General features: G+C 37.5%; 19 protein-coding genes. All 19 read left to right on the plus strand.

Going from position 1 to position 23587, the window contains the following annotated elements; all coding sequences use genetic code 11:
• The first annotated feature begins 136 nt into the window (after nucleotides 1-136).
• The 19 genes from pnp to Q1B07_RS01615 all read left to right on the plus strand — a co-directional run bounded on the left by pnp (nucleotide 137) and on the right by Q1B07_RS01615 (nucleotide 23518).
• The gene (gene pnp, locus Q1B07_RS01525) at nucleotides 137-2254 is read left to right on the plus strand and encodes a polyribonucleotide nucleotidyltransferase (protein WP_299090160.1); all 2118 of its coding nucleotides are present in this window, start codon (nucleotides 137-139) and stop codon (nucleotides 2252-2254) included.
• 291 nt (nucleotides 2255-2545) lie between these two features.
• Entirely contained in the window at nucleotides 2546-3532 is a 987-nt protein-coding gene (locus tag Q1B07_RS01530) for a polysaccharide deacetylase family protein (protein ID WP_299090163.1), read from the plus strand.
• Between the two features lie 32 nt (nucleotides 3533-3564).
• Nucleotides 3565-4803 carry a pitrilysin family protein gene (locus Q1B07_RS01535; RefSeq protein ID WP_299090165.1) on the plus strand — a complete coding sequence of 413 codons (1239 nt, stop codon included), beginning with the start codon at nucleotides 3565-3567 and terminating at the stop codon, nucleotides 4801-4803.
• 85 nt (nucleotides 4804-4888) lie between these two features.
• Nucleotides 4889-5146 (plus strand): YlmC/YmxH family sporulation protein, encoded by a 258-nt coding sequence (locus Q1B07_RS01540; protein ID WP_299090167.1) that lies wholly within the window; start codon nucleotides 4889-4891, stop codon nucleotides 5144-5146.
• A gap of 269 nt (nucleotides 5147-5415) precedes the next feature.
• Nucleotides 5416-6312, plus strand: coding sequence for a dipicolinic acid synthetase subunit A (gene dpaA / locus Q1B07_RS01545; protein ID WP_299090169.1), 897 nt, complete (start codon nucleotides 5416-5418; stop codon nucleotides 6310-6312).
• Entirely contained in the window at nucleotides 6312-6914 is a 603-nt protein-coding gene (locus Q1B07_RS01550; protein WP_299090171.1) for a dipicolinate synthase subunit B, read from the plus strand. The genes dpaA and Q1B07_RS01550 overlap by 1 nt, the downstream gene beginning before the upstream one ends.
• Nucleotides 6915-7044: 130 nt before the next feature.
• Nucleotides 7045-8088: an aspartate-semialdehyde dehydrogenase gene (asd, locus tag Q1B07_RS01555; protein ID WP_299090175.1), complete on the plus strand. Its 1044-nt coding sequence runs from the start codon at nucleotides 7045-7047 to the stop codon at nucleotides 8086-8088.
• 66 nt (nucleotides 8089-8154) lie between these two features.
• A complete protein-coding gene (gene dapG, locus Q1B07_RS01560; protein ID WP_299090178.1) occupies nucleotides 8155-9372 on the plus strand; it encodes an aspartate kinase in 1218 nt (405 codons plus the stop codon).
• Nucleotides 9373-9403: 31 nt separating this feature from the next.
• The gene (dapA, locus tag Q1B07_RS01565) at nucleotides 9404-10282 is read left to right on the plus strand and encodes a 4-hydroxy-tetrahydrodipicolinate synthase (protein WP_299090181.1); all 879 of its coding nucleotides are present in this window, start codon (nucleotides 9404-9406) and stop codon (nucleotides 10280-10282) included.
• A gap of 192 nt (nucleotides 10283-10474) precedes the next feature.
• Nucleotides 10475-12136, plus strand: a complete 1662-nt coding sequence (locus Q1B07_RS01570; RefSeq protein WP_299090184.1) for a ribonuclease J — start codon at nucleotides 10475-10477, stop codon at nucleotides 12134-12136.
• Nucleotides 12137-12452: 316 nt separating this feature from the next.
• On the plus strand, nucleotides 12453-13199 hold the full coding sequence (locus tag Q1B07_RS01575) for a ClpP family protease (protein ID WP_299090187.1): 747 nt from the start codon (nucleotides 12453-12455) through the stop codon (nucleotides 13197-13199).
• Complete coding sequence (locus Q1B07_RS01580; RefSeq protein ID WP_299090190.1) at nucleotides 13196-13453, plus strand: YlzJ-like family protein; 258 nt, start codon at nucleotides 13196-13198, stop codon at nucleotides 13451-13453. The genes Q1B07_RS01575 and Q1B07_RS01580 overlap by 4 nt, the downstream gene beginning before the upstream one ends.
• A 65-nt stretch (nucleotides 13454-13518) precedes the next feature.
• Nucleotides 13519-15888: a DNA translocase FtsK gene (locus Q1B07_RS01585; RefSeq protein ID WP_299090192.1), complete on the plus strand. Its 2370-nt coding sequence runs from the start codon at nucleotides 13519-13521 to the stop codon at nucleotides 15886-15888.
• 418 nt (nucleotides 15889-16306) lie between these two features.
• Nucleotides 16307-17032, plus strand: a complete 726-nt coding sequence (locus tag Q1B07_RS01590; protein WP_299090193.1) for a GntR family transcriptional regulator — start codon at nucleotides 16307-16309, stop codon at nucleotides 17030-17032.
• Nucleotides 17033-17236: 204 nt separating this feature from the next.
• A complete protein-coding gene (locus Q1B07_RS01595; RefSeq protein ID WP_299090194.1) occupies nucleotides 17237-18310 on the plus strand; it encodes a BMP family protein in 1074 nt (357 codons plus the stop codon).
• 254 nt (nucleotides 18311-18564) lie between these two features.
• Nucleotides 18565-20094 (plus strand): ABC transporter ATP-binding protein, encoded by a 1530-nt coding sequence (locus Q1B07_RS01600; RefSeq protein WP_299090196.1) that lies wholly within the window; start codon nucleotides 18565-18567, stop codon nucleotides 20092-20094.
• On the plus strand, nucleotides 20091-21137 hold the full coding sequence (locus tag Q1B07_RS01605) for an ABC transporter permease (RefSeq protein WP_299090198.1): 1047 nt from the start codon (nucleotides 20091-20093) through the stop codon (nucleotides 21135-21137). Before Q1B07_RS01600 ends, Q1B07_RS01605 begins: the two co-directional genes overlap by 4 nt.
• Nucleotides 21138-22097: an ABC transporter permease gene (locus Q1B07_RS01610; RefSeq protein ID WP_299090200.1), complete on the plus strand. Its 960-nt coding sequence runs from the start codon at nucleotides 21138-21140 to the stop codon at nucleotides 22095-22097. It abuts the gene before it with no gap.
• A gap of 182 nt (nucleotides 22098-22279) precedes the next feature.
• Nucleotides 22280-23518, plus strand: a complete 1239-nt coding sequence (locus Q1B07_RS01615) for an MFS transporter (RefSeq protein WP_299090203.1) — start codon at nucleotides 22280-22282, stop codon at nucleotides 23516-23518.
• Nucleotides 23519-23587: the final 69 nt, after the last annotated feature.

Consider the following 23587-nt stretch of genomic DNA (forward strand, 5'->3'; position numbering starts at 1 on the left):
ATGATATAAGCTAACAACTAACTTATTACGTTTTTTTACAAACCTATTTACATACAATAACAACATTGATATGTTGAATTTAAATGGTTCATACTAATACATAATCTTTATTATATGAGAGGGGTTTTTTAACTTTATGGGACAAGATAAGCAATCATTTTCCATAGAATGGGCCGGCAGAAATTTAACCGTTGAAATTGGACAATTAGCCAAACAAGCAAACGGTTCTGTTCTGGTTCGTTATGGTGATACGGCTGTATTAAGTACAGCAACTGCATCAAAGGATCCAAAGCCACTTGATTTCTTCCCGTTAACAGTGAATTATGAGGAACGCTTATATGCGGTCGGGAAAATCCCAGGCGGTTTTATAAAAAGAGAAGGTCGTCCAAGTGAAAAGGCGATTTTGGCGAGCAGGTTAATTGATCGTCCAATCAGACCATTATTTGCAGATGGATTTCGAAATGAAGTACAAGTTATCAGCATTGTGATGAGTGTTGATCAGGATTGTTCATCTGAAATGGCAGCTATGTTTGGTTCATCTTTAGCACTTTGTGTTTCAGATATCCCGTTTGAAGGGCCAATCGCTGGTGTAACAGTTGGAAGAATCAATAATGAATTTATCATTAATCCGACCGTTGAACAGGCTGAACAAAGTGATATTCATCTAGTGGTAGCTGGGACGAAGGATGCCATCAACATGGTTGAGGCGGGTGCAAAAGAAGTACCTGAGGAAACGATGCTAGAAGCGATCATGTTTGGACATGAAGAAATTAAACGCCTTATCGCTTTCCAAGAAGAAGTCGCTCAAGCTGTTGGAAAAGAAAAAATGGCAATTGAATTATTTGAGTTAGATGCTGATCTAGAAAAACAAATTCGTGAAATCGCAGAAAATGACTTACTAAAAGCCATTCAAGTTCAAGAAAAACATGCAAGAGAAGATGCAATCAATGAAGTAAAAAATGCAGTTGTCATGAAATTTGAAGAGAATGAAGCTGATGAAGATACATTAAAACAGGTAAAGCAAATCCTGTCTAAAATCGTAAAAGCTGAGGTTCGCCGTCTCATTACTGAAGAAAAGGTAAGACCTGACGGCCGTGGTGTCGATGAGATCCGTCCTTTATCATCAGAGGTAGGGCTTTTATCAAGAACTCATGGTTCAGGCTTGTTTACACGCGGACAAACTCAAGCGTTAAGTATTTGTACACTTGGTGCACTAGGTGATGTGCAAATTTTAGATGGCTTGGGAATTGAAGAATCAAAACGTTTCATGCATCATTATAATTTCCCGCAATTTAGTGTCGGGGAAACAGGACCAATGAGAGGGCCAGGACGTAGAGAAATCGGTCATGGTGCTTTGGGTGAAAGAGCATTAGAACCAATTATACCTTCTGAAAAGGATTTTCCATATACAATCCGACTAGTGTCAGAGGTACTTGAATCAAACGGATCAACGTCACAGGCAAGTATTTGTGCAAGTACATTAGCAATGATGGATGCAGGTGTGCCAATTAAAGCTCCTGTAGCAGGTATTGCAATGGGGCTTGTAAAATCTGGTGAACACTATACAGTGCTAACAGATATTCAAGGTATGGAAGATGCGTTAGGGGATATGGACTTTAAAGTTGCAGGTACCGAATCAGGGGTAACTGCATTACAAATGGATATTAAAATTGAAGGTCTTTCCAGGGAGATTTTAGAAGAGGCATTACAGCAAGCAAAGAAAGGCCGTATGGAAATTTTAAAGTCAATGCTTGCAACAATCCAGGCACCTAAGCAGGAGCTTTCACAATATGCACCTAAAATTTTAACGATGACAATTAATCCTGAAAAAATTAGAGATGTCATAGGACCAAGCGGAAAACAAATTAATAAAATTATTGAAGAAACAGGCGTTAAAATCGACATTGAACAGGACGGAACTGTTTTCATTTCATCTATTAATGAAGAAATGAATCAAAAAGCTAAGAAAATCATCGAAGACCTCGTTCGTGAAGTTGTCGTTGGTCAAATGTATCTCGGAAAAGTAAAACGTATTGAAAAGTTTGGTGCATTTGTTGAAATTTTTAGCGGAAAAGATGGACTGGTTCACATTTCCGAGCTTGCTTTAGAACGTGTTGGCAAGGTTGAGGATGTTGTCTCTATTGGTGATGAAATTCTAGTAAAAGTCACAGAAATCGATAAGCAAGGCCGTGTTAATTTATCTCGTAAAGCAGTCTTAAAAGAACAAAAGGAACAAGAAAAGCAAGAAGGTTGATCGTGGAGGCCGGGGTAACCGGGCTTCTTTTTCGGTTATGAAGGTATTGCGATTTTACATAGAGAGATTTAGTATGAGATTTTTCACTATGAATAGGTAATTATTGCAAATGCTTTTGGTGTCTAGATCCATCGCCTAGGTTCGAAAGTCTAGCCAATCATGAATAGTAGGCAAAGTACACCTTCTATTCATGCTCGTCTTATGATTTTCGGACCTAATCAAGGCACATACGCATTTCGGTTCTACCTTGTCCCCTTTTTACATATTTTTTAGTAAAAAGGGGGATACATAATGCAAAGGAAAATTATTCAATTCGTTGGATTTCTTATAATCTTGACGGTTAGCATAGGGTTTATTGAAAATCCATTTACATCTTCTTATGTTGAGCAAATGAAGACAGCAAGTGTAACAGTCTCAAAGCAAAAGGATGAATTGTACGAAGAGATTGCAAAAAGAGCGATAGAATATAATATCCCTGCCCAAAATGCGGAAATACATAAAGTATGGAAGGCTACACCAGGCTATAATGGTATAGAGGTAGATCTTGATCAATCCTATAAAAAAATGAAGGCAAAGGGAGTCTTTGATGAAAACCTTCTTGTCTATCGTCAGGTTGAACCATCTGTACATTTAGAAGATCTGCCTGCAGAGCCGATCTATCGGGGACATCCTGATAAGCCGATGGTTTCATTTATCATCAATGTCGCTTGGGGAAATGAGTATATTCCAGATATGTTAGAGACGTTGAATAAATACCATGTAAAAGCTACCTTCTTTCTAGAAGGAAGGTGGGCAAAAGAAAATCCGGAAATGGCGAAAATGATCGTTGATGCCGGACACGAGGTTGGAAATCATTCCTATACACATCCTGATATGAGTCAGTTGTCACAGGCGAAAATTAGAGAACAGCTGCTAAAAACAAATGAAGTGATTAAGTCAGTAACAGATGTAACACCTACCTGGTTTGCACCGCCTAGCGGTAGCTTCAAAGATGAAGTTGTAAAAATTGCAGACGAAATGAATATGGGTACAATTATGTGGAGTGTGGATACAATAGATTGGCAGCGGCCTCAACCACATGTTTTAGTTCAAAGAGTTATGAGTAAGGTTCATAACGGAGCATTAATCTTGATGCATCCAACTTCCTCGACAGCTGAAAGTTTAGAAACACTTATCTTATCCATAAAGGAAAAAGGCTATTCATTCGGTTCTGTCTCAATGCTTGTTGACGAAAAAAGATTATCAGTTATTGGAAAAAATAACAAACTAGACGAATGAAGAATTGTAGCACCTATGAAGGAGGAACAAGTGTGATAAAAAAATATACTTGTCAAAACGGAGTAAGAATAGTATTAGAAAACATACCAACTGTCCGTTCTGTTGCAATTGGTATATGGATCGGGACTGGATCCCGTAATGAGAACTTGAAAAATAACGGGATCTCCCACTTTTTAGAGCATATGTTTTTTAAAGGAACCAAAACAAGAACAGCAAGAGAAATAGCTGAGTCCTTTGATAGTATTGGTGGCCAGGTCAATGCATTTACCTCTAAAGAATATACATGCTATTATGCAAAGGTACTTGATGACCATGCCAAATATGCATTAGATGTATTAGCAGATATGTTTTTTCATTCCACCTTTGATGAAGAAGAGCTTAAAAAAGAAAAGAATGTAGTTTATGAAGAGATCAAAATGTATGAAGATACTCCAGATGATATTGTACATGATATTTTAAGTCGTGCTACATATGGTGATCATCCGCTTGGATACCCTATTTTAGGAACGGAAGAAACGCTGGCAACATTTAATGGCGATATGTTAAGAGAATACATGAATAACTATTATACACCAGATAATGTTGTTGTTTCAGTGGCCGGTAATGTTAATGAAGATTTTATTAAAGAAATTGAAAAGCTTTTTGGTGCTTATGAAACTGGTTCGAAAAAACGTGAATTTGAAAAGCCGAGCTTTATGGATCAAAAGCTTGCGAGAAAAAAAGATACGGAACAAGCGCATCTCTGTATTGGCTTTAACGGCTTGGAGGTAGGACATGATAATATTTACAGTTTGATTGTTCTAAATAATATTTTAGGCGGAAGTATGAGCAGCCGCTTGTTCCAGGATGTGAGAGAACAAAAGGGCCTTGCATACTCCGTATTTTCTTATCACTCATCCTATGAGGATAATGGTCTGCTTACGATTTATGGCGGTACTGGAAACAGCCAGTTGAATATGTTATTTGAAACCATTCAAGAAACATTAGCTACTTTAAAAGCAGAAGGAATAACGGAAAAAGAATTAGCCAATAGCAAGGAGCAAATGAAGGGGAGCTTAATGCTTAGTCTTGAAAGTACAAATAGCCGGATGAGCAGAAATGGAAAAAATGAGCTTTTGCTTGGTCGCCACCGTTCACTGGATTCGATCATTGAAAAGGTCAATGAGGTTACTGAAGATAGTGTGAATAAGCTCGCAAATCAATTATTTTCAGATGCTTATTCGATTGCCTTAATAAGTCCGGATGGTCAGTTGCCGGAAAAACTAAAATAAATGATTGAATGTCTGCAATTTTATAGAAATTGTAGGCATTTTTTTATGATGTTAAACGATATGATAGTAAAAAGGGGGAATGGCCATGAGATTAAGTGAGTTAAGCGGAAAAGAAATTGTCGATGTTAAGCGTGCTGAACGATTAGGAGTTTTAGGCCAAACAGATCTTGAAATAAATGAACAGACTGGTCAAATCACAACCTTAATTATCCCTTCATTAAAGTGGTTTGGTCTTAGGAAACAGGGCCAGGAGATTCGTGTTCCATGGCAGCATATAAAAAAAATTGGTACGGATATGATCATCCTTGATATTCCAGATGATCAGAATGAAAATGTTGAATAGAACCATATTGGGCTGACTCAGAAAGGATAAAACCTTTTAACTGAGACAGCCTTTTTTTAACTTCTACACAACACTTTTCATCATTCATGTAAGATCGCTTTTAAATGAAGCGTCTTCCTTAAAAGAGCATAAACGAAGTCCCTCCCATCAAATTTCCTCATGTTATTCACCCATATTGAAGTTTCTACATAGTATGTTGAAGTAAGTTATTCTAGGAAATCAAAGAACTCAAAACAGATAACATGCCGAAAAGAAGGTGAACGATCAACATGTTAACAGGATTAAACGTAGCAGTTATCGGTGGCGATGCAAGGCAGCTTGAAGTGATCCGAAAATTAACTGAACTAGACGCAAAGCTATTTCTCATCGGTTTTGACCAATTAGACCACGGATTTACTGGTGCTACGAAAGCAAAGATAGATGAGGTTATATTTAAAGAAATAGATGCAATTATTCTGCCTATCCCTGGAACAAATCAAGAGGGGATTATTGAAACAGTGTTTTCAAATGAAGAGGTTAAGCTAACGGAGGATTTAGTTTTACAAACTCCGCCACATTGTGTAATTTATTCCGGTATAACAAATTCTTACTTAGATAAGCTTGTTCAAACAACAAATCGCAAGTTAATCCAGCTTTTTGAACGAGATGATGTTGCTATATACAATTCAATTCCAACCGTTGAAGGAACGATCATGATGGTCATCCAACACACTGATATCACGATCCATGGCTCAAAAATTGCAGTTTTAGGTCTTGGCAGAGTAGGGATGAGTGTAGCTAGAACGTTTTCAGCACTAGGAGCTAATGTAAAGGTTGGTGCAAGAGATACTGCCCACTTAGCAAGAATTACGGAAATGGGGCTAACTCCATTTTCCTTAGAACATTTAAAAAATGAAGTAAAAGACATTGATGTATGTATTAATACGATCCCACACTTGATCATTACGGCGCAGGTGATTTCCAGTATGCCGGCACACACGTTAATCGTTGATTTGGCATCAAAGTCAGGAGGTACTGATTTTCGTTATGCAGAAAAACGGGGAATCAAAGCACTTTTGGCACCAGGTTTACCTGGAATTGTTGCCCCTAAAACAGCAGGCCAAATCATTGCGAATGTTCTCACACAGCTTTTGAATGATTTATTAGAAGGAAAGGGGTCTTCTTAATGAAGTTAAAAGGAAAACGTATAGGATTTGGCATTACGGGTTCTCATTGCACATATGAAGAAGTATATCCGCAAATTAAATCAATTTTAGATGAAGGTGCAGACGTGATCCCTGTTGTATCATTCACTGTTAAAAATACAACAACTCGTTTCGGAGCTGCCGGTGAATGGGTTGAAAAAATTGAGCAACTTACAGGGAATGAAGTAATCGATTCAATCGTAAAGGCGGAACCATTAGGTCCAAAGCTTCCGCTTGATTGCATGGTCATTGCACCATTAACAGGGAACTCTATGAGTAAGTTTGCAAATGCGATGACAGACTCACCGGTATTAATGGCTGCTAAAGCAACATTAAGAACTCATCGCCCGGTCGTAGTCGGGATTTCAACAAATGATGCTCTTGGATTAAATGGTGTTAATCTTATGAGGTTAATGGCAACAAAAGATATCTATTTTGTTCCTTTTGGTCAGGATGCTCCGCTTCAAAAACCTAATTCAATGGTTGCAAGAATGGACTCATTGCTTGATACTGTACTGGCAGCATTAGAGGGGAAGCAATTACAGCCTGTTGTCGTAGAAAAATATCGCGATTTAGAAAAATAATTTAAAAATTCAATAAAACAATGATAAATTTATGAGTCCATTCGACAATTAATGTGATAGAATAGTACGTAAATGATTTGAAGCTATTTTAATATGACTGATTAAGGTAGCTGGAAGGAGCTAGTGGTTAATGGAAGCAAAAGGTTATCATGTAGCAGTAGTCGGAGCAACTGGAGCAGTAGGGCAGCAAATGCTTCAAACTCTGGAAAAACGTAATTTTCCAATTTCAAAACTAACTTTGCTTTCGTCTGAACGTTCTGCAGGGACAAAAATTACGTTCAGAAACGAAGAATATATTGTGCAAGCGGCAACACCGGACAGCTTTGAAGGAGTGCAAATTGCCTTATTTAGTGCGGGAGGCAGTGTATCAAAACAACTTGCACCTGAAGCGGTAAAACGCGGTGCAATTGTTGTTGATAACACAAGTGCATACCGCATGGACGAAAATGTTCCTCTCGTAGTACCAGAAGTAAACGAAGAAGAATTAAGAAACCACAATGGAATCATTGCAAATCCAAACTGTTCTACAATCCAAATGGTTGTTGCACTTGAACCGCTTCGTAAGCAATATGGCTTAAATAAAGTGATTGTTTCAACCTATCAAGCTGTATCAGGTGCAGGTGCTGCAGCAATTAATGAACTAAAACAGCAAGCACAAGCGATCCTTAATGGCGAAGAATATACTCCGGAAATTCTTCCAGTAAAAGGTGATGAAAAACACTATCAAATTGCCTTTAATGCGATTCCGCAAATTGATAAATTCCAAGACAATGGATTTACATTTGAGGAAATGAAAATGATAAATGAAACAAAAAAAATTATGAGTATGCCAAAGCTGCAAGTAGCGGCAACTTGTGTTCGTTTACCAGTTGAAACGGGACATTCAGAGTCTGTATATGTAGAACTTGATCAAAACGATGTTTCTGTAGATCAGGTAAAAGAATTATTAAGAGATTCAGACGGCGTAACACTGCAAGACGATCCATCACAGCAGATTTATCCAATGCCGGCTCATTGCGTAGGTAAAAACGATGTTTTTGTGGGCAGAATTCGTAAAGATTTAGACCGCGAAAACGGTTTTCATATGTGGATTGTTTCCGATAATCTCTTAAAAGGTGCAGCATGGAATTCAGTACAAATTGCAGAAAGTCTAGTTAAATTACAATTAGTTTAATCTTTATCAGGAAGAGAGCATGGATAACCAGCTCTCTTCTCTCACGTCTATAGTAGAGGTGTTACAATGAAAATTATCGTGCAAAAATTCGGAGGAACGTCCGTAAAGGATGACCACGGGCGAAAAATGGCCTTAGCCCATATACAGGAAGCGATTGAAATAGGATATAAGGTAGTAGTCGTTGTTTCTGCCATGGGCAGAAAAGGTGATCCATATGCAACCGATACATTGCTGGGATTACTATATGGAGATGTCGAGATGATTTCTAACAGAGAGCAGGATATGCTTCTTTCCTGTGGAGAAATAATTTCATCCATCGTTTTTTCAAGCATGTTGAATCAAAATGGAATAAAAGCTACAGCTTTAAATGGGGCTCAGGCAGGTTTTGTAACCAGTAATGAGCATACGAATGCAAAGATCCTTGAAATGAAGTGTGACCGCCTTCTTGAAACACTCGGTGACCATGATGTTGTCGTTGTCGCCGGATTTCAAGGAGCGTCTATAAAAACAGGTGATATAACAACAATTGGACGAGGTGGAAGTGATACTTCAGCTGCAGCATTGGGAGCGGCATTGGATGCTGAATTTGTCGATATCTTCACAGATGTTGAAGGAGTAATGACCGCTGACCCTAGAATTGTTGAAAATGCAAAACCACTTTCAACAGTAACTTATACAGAAATTGTTAACCTTGCCTATCAAGGGGCCAAGGTCATCCATCCTCGTGCTGTTGAAATTGCGATGCAATCAGAAGTACCGATTAGAGTCCGTTCTACTTATTCACAGTCATCTGGAACTCTTGTAACATCAAATCATTCGAAAAAACGAGGAAGCGATGTTTATGAGCGTCTTATAACCGGAATTGCACATGTTTCCGATGTGACTCAAATAAAAGTGAACGCAAAGGAAGGGCAATATGATGTCCAGACGGAAGTATTTAAAGCGATGGCCAAGGATGGTATAAGTGTTGACTTTTTCAATATAACTCCAAAGGGTGTCATTTATACAGTGCCAGATAAGGTAACAGATCGAGCAGTTGATATATTAAGATCTCTCGGTTATGAGCCAATTATAAATAGACATTGTGCAAAGGTGTCAACAGTTGGAGCAGGAATCATGGGGGTTCCTGGTGTAACAGCTAAAATTGTAACAGCATTATCCGAAAAAGGCATCCAAATTCTGCAATCCGCAGATAGTCATACGACAATTTGGGTATTGGTAAAAGAAGAGGATATGATAAAAGCAGTAAATGCTTTACACGAAGCGTTCGATCTTTCAAATTAAGAGTTGGCAAAAAGAGGAGTGAGAGTTTAGAATGATTCATTTTGGAAGGCTTTCTACAGCGATGATCACGCCGTTTGATAAAAATGGAAATATCGACTTTCAAAAAACTTCAATATTAATTGACTATTTGATCAATCATGGATCTGATTCATTGGTTATTGCCGGTACAACTGGTGAATCGCCTACACTAAGTACAGAAGAGAAAATTGCTCTTTTTAAACATACAGTTAAAGAAGTAAATGGGAGAGTTCCTGTCATTGCAGGAACGGGCAGCAATAATACGGCAGCGTCCATTCATTTAACGAAAAAAGCTGAGGAAGCTGGCGTTGATGCGATTATGCTTGTTGTCCCTTATTATAATAAGCCTAGTCAGGAAGGGCTTTATCAACATTTTAAAGCAATTGCTGAATCAACTAAACTCCCGGTTATGCTTTATAATATTCCTGGCAGAAGTGTAATTAATTTGTCCGTTGATACAATTGTAAGATTATCAGAGCTTCCTAATATTGTGGCAATAAAAGAAGCAAGCGGTGATTTAGATGCAATGTCAGAAATTATTTCAAGAACGAAAGATGATTTTGCCCTTTATACTGGTGATGATGCATTAACAATACCAGTATTATCAATTGGCGGAGTCGGAGTTGTCTCTGTTGCTTCCCATATTGCTGGAACAGAAATGCAATCAATGATTTCTTCATTTATTAATGGAGACTATGCTGCAGCAGCAAAACAACATCGCACATTGTTGCCGGTTGTAAAGCAGTTATTTGCTTCTCCAAATCCAACACCAGTAAAAACAGCTCTGCAGGTTAAAGGGATTGATGTTGGATCTGTGCGCTTGCCATTGGTGCCATTGACAAGCAGCGAACGCAATGAGTTAATTGAGGTAATGAATACCTATCTAAAATAATTAATGTTTGTCTTTTTCTCAGGGTCTGATCCTCTTGGATCAGACCCTGAATTAATTATTGGAAATTTTTTGACAATGAACTTACATAAAAACTATACGGCCAAAATTTCCTTGTATTCCATTTCTTTCATCAGTTATAATGTTTCTAAGTGACGTTGAACGGGTACTTCAGTGGGGAGGATTTATTAAATCATGGAAAAGACAGAAACGATTAAATTAATTGCCTTGGGGGGCGTAGGTGAAGTCGGTAAAAATATGTTTGTAGTGGAAATTAACACGGATATTTTTGTCGTAGATGCAGGGTTGATGTATCCTGAGGGTGAAATGTTAGGAATTGATATGGTTATACCTGACATTACATATTTAAAAGAAAATAAAGAACGTGTAAGAGGTATTTTTTTAACACATGGTCATGATGAGAATATCGGAGGAATTTTCTATCTATTAAATAATTTAAGTGTTCCTATTTACGGGACTAAACTAACATTGGCTTTATTGAGTGAAAAATTAAAAGAAAACCGTATAAAACAAAATGTTTTAGTGAAAGAAATTGATAGTGAAACATTATTGCGTTTTTCAAGTTCAGAGATTTCTTTTTTTAAAACTAATCACAGCATCCCTGATTCAGTAGGAATAAGTTTTTTAACGACGATGGGATCGATTGTTCATACAGGAGATTTTAAATTTGATCAAACACCTATTGGTGAAAATTTAATGGATATTGCAACAATTGCTAAAATTGGTGAAGCGGGCGTATTATGTTTATTATCTGACAGTATCAACGCTGAAAAACCTGGCTATTCAGGATCAGAGGCGATTGTCGGCAGTGAAATTTCTGATGTAATGTATGATGCAGAAGGCAGAGTCATTATTGCAGTATTTGCTTCCAACCTTTATCGAATTCAGCAAGTCATAAACGCTGCATTGAAAAATAATCGCAAACTGGCAATAGTTGGGAAAAACATGAAAAATATCCTTAATTTAGCTATTAATCTAGGATATATTGAGGTTGAAGAAGACATAATCATTTCTGTTAATGAAATAGACAAGTACCCTAAAAATGAAATTGCCATCCTTACAACTAGCAATCAGGGAGAACCGTTAGCTGTATTATCAAGAATGGCGAAGCAGTCTCATAAACAAGTAAATGTAAAACATGGGGACACTGTTCTGGTAGCGGCAACACCGATACCTGGACATGAACTGGTTTTCTCAAAAACAATTGATTTATTATTTAGAGCAGGTGCCAATGTCGTATTTGGGCAAAAGCAAATCCACGTTTCAGGCCATGGTCACCAAGAAGAATTAAAAATGATGCTCAACCTTACTAAGCCAACATTCTTTATTCCGATTCATGGAGAATATAAAATGCAAAAGGCTCATGCTAAACTAGCAAAGCAAGTAGGGGTGAATGAGGAAAACATCTTTTTAGTCGAAAAAGGCGACGTCATTGAGTTTAAAGGAAATAATGTAAATACTGGTGCGAAGGTTCCTTCGGGCAATATTTTAATCGACGGACTAGGCATCGGTGACGTTGGAAACATCGTCCTTCGTGATCGTCGTTTATTATCCCAGGATGGAATCTTAATTGTTGTCGTCACGTTGGATAAACAGAAAAAGAAAATTATTTCTGGTCCGGAGATTATCACAAGAGGGTTTGTGTATGTAAGAGAATCAGAAGAGCTGATCGGCCATGCCAATGAAATTGTTACTTCTATCGTGGAAAAAAGCATGCAGGAGTATACCATTGAATGGTCAGCATTAAAGCTTAGTATAAGAGAAGCACTCAATCAATTCCTATATGAAAAAACGAAAAGAAGACCAATGATTTTACCAATTATTATGGAAATTTAATTTTTTCAGCAAAATTCCATTCTATACTGGTGAAAACGCTTATAATAGAATGGTGAATAAATAAAAGAAGCTGACAAAAGGTGTCAGCTTCTTTTTAGTAGAAAAAGAATAGGGGAGATCCCGCAGATGTGGAAGCAGTAAGAAGGCTCTTCAGCTAAGATGAGTGCCTGCAGAGGAAAGCAACAGCCAATTTTAAAAGCCTTATTCAAAAACAACATCTTTTATAAAAGAAACCTTGTAGGATTTTCTTTCATTCGCATGAAATGCAAATGGTTGTAAATACTACAATAAGAATGAAAAGAAAGGGTGATGAAACATGGCAACTCATGATCATTACATACAAGGCAACGATCAAAATGAAGGCAGTGAAAAGCAAGAAGGAAAAGAAAGCACAATTGTCGATAAAATTCAGCAATTAGGGCAAACGAATGTCCCGCAAATGGGACAAGAGTCAAAAATTCATTGCTTAACAATTGTCGGGCAAATTGAAGGACATATTCAGCTTCCACCGCAAAATAAAACTACGAAATATGAGCATGTGATCCCGCAAATCGTTGCAATTGAACAAAATCCAAACATTGAAGGATTATTGGTTATTTTGAATACGGTTGGCGGTGATGTTGAAGCAGGTTTGGCGATTGCAGAAATGCTGGCCACGATATCTAAACCAACAGTTTCTATTGTTTTGGGAGGCGGGCATTCGATTGGTGTTCCAATTGCTGTCTCGTGTGATCATTCCTTTATCGTTGAAACCGCAACAATGACTATTCACCCGGTCCGGTTAACAGGTTTAGTCATTGGTGTACCGCAAACCTTTGAATACTTAGATAAAATGCAGGATCGAGTCATTAATTTTGTCACAAAGCACTCAAATATTAGTGAAGAGAAATTTAAAGAACTAATGTTTTCAAAAGGCAATTTAACACGTGATATTGGAACAAATGTCGTTGGAAAGGATGCCGTACAATACGGATTAATTGATGAGGTCGGCGGCGTTGGTCAAGCGATGCAAAAGCTAAATAGCATGCTTGAAAAAACGAGTGAAAAGCAGGTGCTTCAATGATCTTTTATACAATGATGCCGGAGCAGTTAATGTTTCCAACACAAGAGGACGAATATAAAAAACAGACTGTCATTGAAATGAATGGTGTTCAGCTTCTTGTTCAAGAAGGTTCAAACGCACAATATGAAATTGTACGAGTTTTAAGCAGTGATCCCCGCCATTTCCTTGATAGTCAATATTGTCCTGGACAAAAAATTACCATGTCCGTTTCTACCAATGAGGGGAATTATGGTATAATAAGAAGACAACGATGAGGCAGCCAGTTTTTCGGCTGCTTTCTTCATTTCTAAAGAAATTTATGATACATAGGTGATTAGTTATGGCGAAACGAAAAAGAAAACAAAGGAAGTCAAAGGATGATTGGAAAAAGATCTTAAAATATGAGTTAGCAGGTTTAATTATTTTGGCGATTGCTCTCATCGCCATTTCAAAGCTGGGCTTTGTTGGTGTAACATTCGTCCATTTATTTCGTTTTTTTAGTGGAGAATGGTACATGCTCTTTCTCATTGGCGTTGTTCTTTTTTCATTTTATTTAATATGGAAAAGGCAAATTCCCTCATTATTTAACAGACAAATGGTTGGGGTTTATTGTGTGACGGCTTCTTTATTATTATTAAGTCATGTCACGCTTTTCAAAATGCTTTCACATAACGGGACATTTGCTTCCCCGAGTGTACTCTCTAATACACTTCAATTATTTTGGATGGATGTAAGAGGTGAAGCAAGTACCGTTGATTTAGGTGGAGGTATGTTAGGGGCTCTGCTATTTGCTGCATCCTACTACCTCTTTGCGGAAGCTGGCTCTAAAATAATCGCGATCGTTTTAATCGTAATCGGAATTATTTTAATTACAGGTCGTTCTCTGCAAGCAACTTTAGCCAAGATATTAGTGCCAATTGGAAGGTTTATTAAGTCTCAGGCAATTGGGTTTAAAAATGATATGAAAAGCATCCCTTCTGCGATGAAAAAAAGACATGAGAAGAAAAAACAAAAACGTAAAGAGAGAAAAAGGGAAGAAACAAGTGAACTTAATTCAGATATTATTGAAGAGGAAGAAGAGCTGCAGCCAATCATCTCTAGCTTCTCTGAACGTGGAGAACAACAGGAAATGGTTATACATACAATGGACAATCCTTCACTACAAGTAGATGTTGCTGAGGAACAAGAGCGGAAACAAAGAGCAAAGAAATCAGCTGGAGAACCATCTTCACAAGAAGAAGTAATGCTTCAGCCGATGACATTTGTTGAGGTAGAAAACAAAGATTATGAATTGCCGCCGCTAGATTTATTAAAAGCACCAAAACATAACTCGCAACAAGCTGATAAGAAAAATATTTATGAAAATGCCAGAAAGCTTGAAAAAACCTTTCAAAGCTTTGGGGTAAAAGCAAAGGTTACCCAAGTTCATCTTGGACCAGCAGTGACAAAATATGAAGTTTATCCTGATGTTGGGGTAAAAGTAAGTAAAATTGTTAATTTAAGTGATGATTTAGCCTTAGCTCTGGCAGCAAAGGATATTAGAATTGAAGCGCCTATCCCAGGTAAATCGGCAATCGGCATTGAAGTGCCAAATTCAGAAATAGCCATGGTATCTCTACGGGAAGTATTGGAGTCTAAAGCAAATGATCGCCCTGATGCAAAGCTGTTAATTGGTTTAGGAAGAGATATTTCCGGGGATGCGGTTTTAGCTGAATTAAATAAAATGCCTCACTTACTCGTTGCAGGTGCAACCGGAAGCGGGAAAAGTGTGTGTATAAATGGGATTATTACCAGTATTCTGATGCGTGCGAAGCCGCATGAAGTGAAATTGATGATGATAGATCCGAAAATGGTTGAATTAAATGTGTACAATGGTGTGCCACATTTGCTTGCTCCTGTCGTAACTGATCCAAAAAAGGCTTCACAAGCACTTAAAAAAGTCGTAAATGAAATGGAACGCCGGTATGAGCTATTTTCACATACCGGTACACGAAATATCGAAGGCTACAATGAAATTATCAGACGGAATAATCACGAGGAAGCAGCCTTACATCCTGAGCTACCGTATATCGTCGTAATCGTTGATGAGCTTGCAGATTTAATGATGGTTGCTTCTTCAGATGTCGAAGATTCCATTACAAGGCTCTCACAAATGGCTCGTGCCGCAGGAATTCATTTAATCATCGCGACTCAGCGGCCGTCAGTTGATGTTATCACAGGAGTGATTAAAGCCAACATCCCTTCAAGAATCGCATTCAGCGTATCATCACAAACAGATTCAAGAACAATTCTTGATATGGGAGGCGCTGAAAAACTTTTAGGCAGAGGTGACATGCTCTTCTTACCTGTAGGTGCATCAAAACCAGTCCGTGTGCAAGGAGCCTTTTTATCTGACGAAGAGGTGGAACAAACTGTTAACTTTGTTATTGGACAACAGAAGGCGCAATATCAAGAAGAGATGATTCCATCTGAAATAGTTGAAACAACCAGTGAAGTACAGGATGATTTATATGATGAGGCTGTACAGCTAGTTGTTGATATGCAAACAGCCTCTGTCTCGATGCTGCAGCGCAGATTTAGGATTGGTTATACACGTGCGGCAAGATTGATTGATGCAATGGAAGATCGGGGAGTAGTTGGCCCATATGAGGGAAGTAAACCTCGTGATGTTCTTCTATCAAAAGAAAAACATGAAGAACTAACATCTTGATCGTTAAGTTAAAGACTAAACAGGTTTTGAAAATTAAAATCCTGTTTAGTCTTTTTTTTAAGTTTGTCTTGTCCAATTTTACAATAAAAATATTATGTAAACTATACTTTCCCTGAAAAATGAACTTAATGCATTAAGAATAACTTAAATTTTTAAAAAGAGAAAAGGCATGCATCGAGTAAAATGATTTTTGTACAAAGAATAATGTCATAAAAAGAGATCATAATAATTTCAAATACCGTTAAACTTGAAGTGCAAGACTAAATTTAGGAACTTATTTTAGTTTTCTACTAATTTCGACAAAATTAAATAGTTTTTATTTATTTCTTTATTAAAACATGATATAGTATTTTCGATTAGAGATAGGTGTATAACATCAGATGTCTGATCTCTTATACAATGAGGAGGGGGCGGGCCAATGAGTATTAAATCTGACAATCGTCACTTGTATTTACAAGTTATAGATAAAATTAAAGAAGATATCGAAAAAGGGATATATCGGGAAAAAGAAAAATTGCCTTCTGAATTTGAACTTTCTAAAGGATTAGGGGTAAGTAGAGCAACATTAAGGGAAGCACTCCGCATCCTTGAGGAAGAAAACGTTATCATAAGAAGGCATGGGGTAGGGACCTTCGTTAATTCAAAGCCAAGGTTTACTTCAGGTATTGAACAATTGAACAGTGTAACTGGAATGATAGAAAAAGGAAACCATAAACCTGGTACAATTTTTCTTTCTTCCTCTATTACAGGAGCAACAGACGATGATGTAAAAAGGTTTAAATGTGGCAAGGAAGAGGAAATATTCCTACTGGAAAGAGTAAGAACAGCAAATGGTGAGCCAGTTGTGTATTGTATTGACAAAATTCCGACAAAAATTTTACCGGATACCTTTGATCATGAGCAAGAATCCTTATTTCAATTATTGGAAGAAAAAGCTAATATATATATTAGTTATGCTGTCACACATATTGACCCGATTGGATATCATGAAAAAATTTCACCTATTTTAGAATGTGATCCGGAAACGTCACTGCTTTTATTAAAGCAAATGCATTTTGATAATCAAGACCGTCCAGTTTTATACTCATTAAATTATTTTAGAGCAGATCATTTTAGTTTCCATGTAGTAAGAAAGCGGATATAGGCTATCGATCGAAACAAAACAATACATAAATGCCTATAATTCGTACATAATGTTTGATACAAAATCTATATAGTTTAGTGCTTATCTCCTAGATGTTGATTTCTGACGATGGTGGGTATTTTAACCTGTGAGGAGGTGATTTGCACACTGATAGGAAAGTTTAGTTAACAACTAAACATCATTAAATCTTAGGGGGTTTTTAACATGAAGAAAAAATTTGGACTTGCATTATCCTTAATATTGGCTGCAGGTACATTATTAGCAGGCTGTGGTGGCGGCCAAAATGAGGGAGCTGGAGAAGGCGGCGGAGAAGCTGCAGATGATAACTTTTCTGTCGCAATGGTAACGGACGTTGGCGGTGTAGATGATAAATCCTTCAACCAATCAGCTTGGGAAGGGCTTAAAGCATATGGTGAAGAAAATAATCTTGAAAAAGGCAAAGGTTTTGACTATCTGCAGTCTCAAAGTGACGCAGACTATGCGACAAACTTAAATACACTTGCTCGTAAGGACTATGACCTAATCTATGGAATTGGCTACAAATTGCAGGGGGCAATTGAAGAGATAGCTCAGCAACAAAAGGATGTACATTTTGCTATTGTTGATAGTGTTGTAGATCAGCCAAATGTAGCCAGCATCACATTTAAAGAGCATCAAGGTTCATTCCTTGTTGGTGTCGTTGCGGGTTTAACCACAAAAACAAATAAAGTTGGCTTTGTAGGCGGTATAGAATCAGACTTAATTAAAAAGTTTGAAGTAGGATTTGTAGAAGGTGTTAAGGCTGTAAATCCAGAAGCAAAAGTAGATATTCAATATGCTGGTGCATTCGATGCGGCTGATAAAGGAAAAGCAATTGCATCTAGCATGTATGGTGCCGGAGCAGACATTATTTATCATGCTGCAGGTGGAACTGGAAATGGAGTTTTCTCTGAAGCAATTGATTTAAAAGTAGAAAATCCGGATCGTGAAATTTGGGTAATTGGTGTTGATAAAGACCAATATGAAGAAGGGAACGGTAAAACCAAAGACGGGAAAGAATTTAACATAACTTTAACATCAATGGTAAAACGTGTTGACGTTGCGGTTAAAGACCTTGCTGAAAAGGCTGCAACAGGTGATTTCCCAGGTGGGGAAGTGATCGAATACGGTATTGAGGAAGAAGCAATCGGTATTGCGCCTGCTCCACATGATGAACATTTATCAGATGAAGTAAAAGCAAAAGTAAAAGAATACCAAGAAAAAATACTTAATGGTGAGATCGAAGTACCAACAAAATAAAGATCAACAGACTAAGGGGATGGCTTAAAAAAGGTGCAACCTCTCTAACTTAAGTGGGTATAGTGTAAAAGTCCTATATTTAAGTTTGTTAGAGTAGGTTTTCACCTGAAGAGTCACCCCTTTCTTCCTGAAATCAATAAATGCAAATTTTCTAACTAATTAGATAATTTGCATTTGGTGATTTTCATACCAGCTATCTTAAAAATGAATGGTTTTTAATTACAGTTTGTTCTGGAAAAGGAGTGTGAGCAAGTTTGGAATATGTAATTGAAATGCTGAATATTCGTAAGGAATTTCCTGGCATTATCGCAAATGATAACATTACCCTTCAAGTAAAAAAAGGAGAAATTCATGCTTTACTCGGAGAAAATGGTGCTGGTAAGTCAACCTTAATGAATGTTTTGTTTGGTCTTTATCAACCTGAAAAAGGGGAAATTAGAGTAAAAGGGAAAAAAGTCGCGATTACAAATCCAAATATAGCAAATGATCTTGGGATTGGGATGGTTCACCAGCATTTTATGCTTGTCGATACATTTACAGTCACGGAAAATATTATATTAGGAAATGAACCGAAAAATGGCCCTTCAATTAATATTAAAGAAGCTGAAAAACAAGTAAAAGAAATTTCCGAGAAATATGGACTTGCTGTTGATCCGACAGCAAAAATATCTGATATTTCTGTGGGTGCACAACAAAGAGTTGAAATTTTAAAAACATTGTACCGTGGTGCAGAAATATTGATTTTTGATGAACCGACCGCTGTTTTGACACCACAGGAAATAAAGGAATTGATTCAAATTCTAAAAACATTAATTAATGAAGGAAAATCGATTATTTTGATCACACATAAACTCAAGGAAATTATGGAGGTTTGTGACAGAGTAACAGTTATTCGCAAGGGTGAGGGGATCGGTACAGTAAATGTTGCTGAGACAAATCCAAATGAGCTTGCATCTCTTATGGTTGGCCGGGAGGTTTCATTTACAACTGAAAAGGTTCCTGCAACACCAAAGGAAGATGTTTTAACAATTGAGAATTTAGTTGTAAAAGATAATCGCCAGGTGCAGATGGTCAATTCATTAAATTTATCAGTTCGTGCAGGTGAAATAGTCGGTATTGCCGGAGTAGATGGAAACGGACAAACAGAACTAATTGAAGCGATTACAGGCTTAAGAAAAGTCGAGTCTGGAAGTATAAAAATAAATAATAAAGATATTACAAATACACATCCAAGGAAAATAACCGAATCAGGTATTGGCCATATTCCGCAGGATCGTCACAAACACGGGTTAGTGCTTGATTTTCCGATCGGTGAAAATATGGTGTTGCAAACCTATTACAAGCCCCCATTTTCTAAAAACGGTGTCTTAAATTTTAAAACGATTTATGATAAAGCCAAAAAATTAATTGAGGAATTTGATGTCAGGACACCTAGTTCAACTACTTTAGCAAGAGCGTTGTCAGGTGGAAACCAACAAAAGGCTATTATTGGGCGAGAAGTGGATCGAAATCCTGATTTATTAATTGCGGCACAGCCTACGCGGGGTCTTGATGTTGGGGCAATTGAATTTATTCATAGTCGTCTTATTGAGCAGAGAGATAATGGAAAAGCAGTGCTTCTCATTTCTTTCGAATTAGATGAGATCATGAATGTAAGTGACCGCATTGCTGTAATATATGAAGGCGAAATTGTCGATATTGTTGATCCAAAAGAAACAACTGAACAAGAGTTGGGATTACTTATGGCTGGTAGTAAGCGTCAGAAAGCAGGTGAGAGGTCATGAAGCTAACTCGGTATATGAACATCTTAATTCCGGTAATCGCCGTTTTATTAGGGTTGATCTGCGGAGCGATCATCATGTTAGTTAGCGGGTACAATCCAATTGCAGGGTATAGTGCATTATGGTATGGAATATTTGGTGAATCTTATTATATTGGGGAAACGATTAGACAATTAACCCCATATATCTTAACAGGTTTAGCCGTGGCGTTTGCTTTTCGTACTGGGCTTTTTAATATCGGTGTTGAAGGGCAAGTAATCGTTGGCTGGCTTGCAGCAGTCTGGGTTGGAGTAGCATTTGAATTACCTGCCATTATCCATCTTCCACTTGCGATTCTTGCTGCTGGATTAGCTGGCGCCTTGTGGGGGTTTGTCCCTGGGTTGTTAAAAGCGAGATTTAAAGTACATGAGGTTATTGTCACGATTATGATGAACTACATTGCACTTCATGTAACAAATGCGCTTATTCGAGATGTGATTACAGATAATGACGATAAAACCGAAAACATATTTCCGACTGCATCCTTGCGATCTGAATCTTTTGAGTTATTTACGGATTATTCACGGATGCACTATGGAATTTTCATTGCACTAATAGCTGCTTTTATTATGTGGTTTCTTTTAGAAAAAACAACAAAGGGTTATGAGCTGCGTGCAGTTGGTTTTAATCATCATGCTGCACATTATTCTGGGATGAATGTAAATCGTAATATTATTCTTTCCATGGTTATATCAGGAGCATTTGCTGGTGTGGCCGGAGCAATGGAAGGTTTAGGGACATTTGAATATGTTTCTGTAAAAAGCGGTTTTACAGGGATTGGTTTTGACGGAATCGCAGTTGCTCTGATCGGAGGAAACTCAGCGCTAGGTATAATTTTTGCTGCCGCCTTATTTGGCGGATTAAAAGTCGGAGCCTTAAACATGCCTTCAGAAGCAGGTGTTCCCAATGAGCTTGTTGAAATCGTCATTGCGCTTATTATCTTCTTCGTAGCTTCAAGCTATTTCATTAGATGGATTTTATCTCGTTTTAAAAAGGAGGGGAAATAAGTGAGCATTTTACAAGCTTTAGAAATCATCATTCCAACCGCGTTGTTTGTGGCAGCTCCACTTATTTTCACTGCTCTCGGTGGTGTATTTAGTGAGCGCTCAGGTGTAGTAAATATTGGTCTCGAGGGCTTAATGATCATTGGCGCATTTGTCGGTATTGTGTTTAATTTACATTTCGCTGAAATTTTTGGCAGCGCGACACCTTGGTTCGCCATTTTAGCTGCAATGATTGCTGCATCTGTTTTCTCTTTGCTTCATGCGGTTGCTTCTATTACCTTTAAAGCTGATCAGGTAGTTAGCGGTGTAGCCATTAACTTTTTGGCTTTAGGACTAACGTTGTTTTTGGTTAAAAACATTTACCAAAAAGGACAAACAGATCGGATCAGCATAAGCTTTAATAAATTTGATGTACCATTATTAAGTGATATTCCGGTAATAGGGAAAATCTTTTTCTCTGGTGGATATATTACTTCTTACATTGCCATTCTTTTAGCGGTTATTGTTTGGTATGTCATTTACAAAACACCATTTGGCCTGCGACTTCGCTCAGTTGGAGAACATCCGATGGCTGCAGACACAATGGGGATTAATGTTACAAAAATGAGGTATATTGGAGTTATGCTTAGCGGTGCTTTGGCTGGGATTGGCGGTGCTGTTTATGCAACGATTATTTCTCGGGATTTCAGCCATGCAACGATAAGCGGACAAGGATTTATGGCGCTTGCTGCTGTCATATTTGGTAAATGGCATCCGCTCGGAGCCATGGGTGCATCTTTGTTCTTTGGACTCGCACAAGGATTAAGTATCATTGGAGGAACAATTCCGTTCTTGGCTGATATTCCATCTGTTTACCTACTTATCCTCCCGTATGTATTGACTATATTGGCGTTAACAGGATTTATCGGTCGTGCGGATTCTCCTAAAGCATTAGGGTCTCCTTATGAAAAAGGAAAACGTTAAATATACTTTTGAAAGGCTGTTTCAAAAAGGTAGTTTGACCTTATTTGAGACAGCCTTTTCTGTTGATATCTAAAACGCCAATTATTCCTTTTTTTAGTTGCTACTTTATCCCAGTATAGGTTAAATCGTAACTACACAAAATGTAAAAGAATAAAAATAAAAGCAGATAAGGTGAAGCATAGATGGAAGCAGGAAAGAAGCTCGATTTATTAGCATTATCATCTGTTCCACTTGTTATGACATTAGGTAATTCAATGTTAATACCAGTTCTACCTTTAATCTCAAAGAAGTTATATATAAGTTCATTTCAAGTTTCGTTAATCATAACAGTGTATTCAATTGTTGCGATTATATTAATTCCAATAGCAGGCTATTTATCAGATCGATTCGGTAGAAAGATGGTTATGGTCCCATGTCTAATAATAGCGGGTATTGGAGGAGCAGTATCTGGATGGGCTTCTTGGCAAATGGATCATCCGTTTATGATTATTCTATTAGGACGGGTTTTACAGGGGATTGGCTCTGCTGGTGCCGCACCGGTTGTCATACCGTTAGTTGGCGATATGTTCAAAGACGATGAAGAGGTTAGTGCAGGATTAGGTTTAACGGAAACAGCTAATACAGCGGGGAAAGTATTAAGTCCGATAATTGGGGCTGTTTTAGCTGCTTTTATATGGTTTATGCCTTTTTGGTTTATTCCTTTTTTTTGTTTCATTAGCGTGTTATTAGTTGTTTTTCTTATAAAGGTACCAAAGAACAAGAAGAACGAAAAACAATCATTTAAAAAATTTGCTCATTGTATAAAAGATATATTTAAAGAAAATGGCAGGTGGCTGTTTGCCATTTTTATTGTAGGGTGTATTATCATGTTTGTGCTATTTGGAGTTCTTTTTTATTTATCTGATATGCTTGAAAAGATTTATCAAATTGATGGTGTTAGAAAAGGGCTGGTTTTAGCCATTCCGTTATTAGCTCTTTCTGTCAGCTCATATGTAGCGGGGAAAAAAATTGGAGAAAGTAAACAGTTAATGAAAACAGTGATTCTTATCGGTATGGGTCTTGTTACGTTTTCATTTGTTGCAATAAGGGTCCAACACTCTTTTCTTTTTTTATTTGCGTTTTTAGTCATCACAGGGATCGGCATTGGGATCACATTACCAAGCCTTGACGCCATCATTACAGAAGGAATTGAAAAAGAGCATAGAGGGACAATTACCTCAATTTATAGTTCAATGAGATTTATTGGGGTAGCTGCAGGCCCCCCGGCTTATGCTTATTTCATGACGGTTTCTGAGCATCTCATCTATTATATCTCAGGAGGGGTTAGTTTTTTAGCTGTTATGATCGTCATGCTATTTATAAAACCGAAAAATGATCCGCAAAAGGGTTCTGATTCGAAGCAAATGCCTAAACTAGCATAACATGCTGATTATACGGATTATTCCCTATATCAGCATGTTTTCCTTTCATTGTATATAGTCGTTCGATTA

The organism is uncultured Metabacillus sp., from assembly GCF_947503125.1.
GTDB lineage: Bacteria > Bacillota > Bacilli > Bacillales > Bacillaceae > Metabacillus.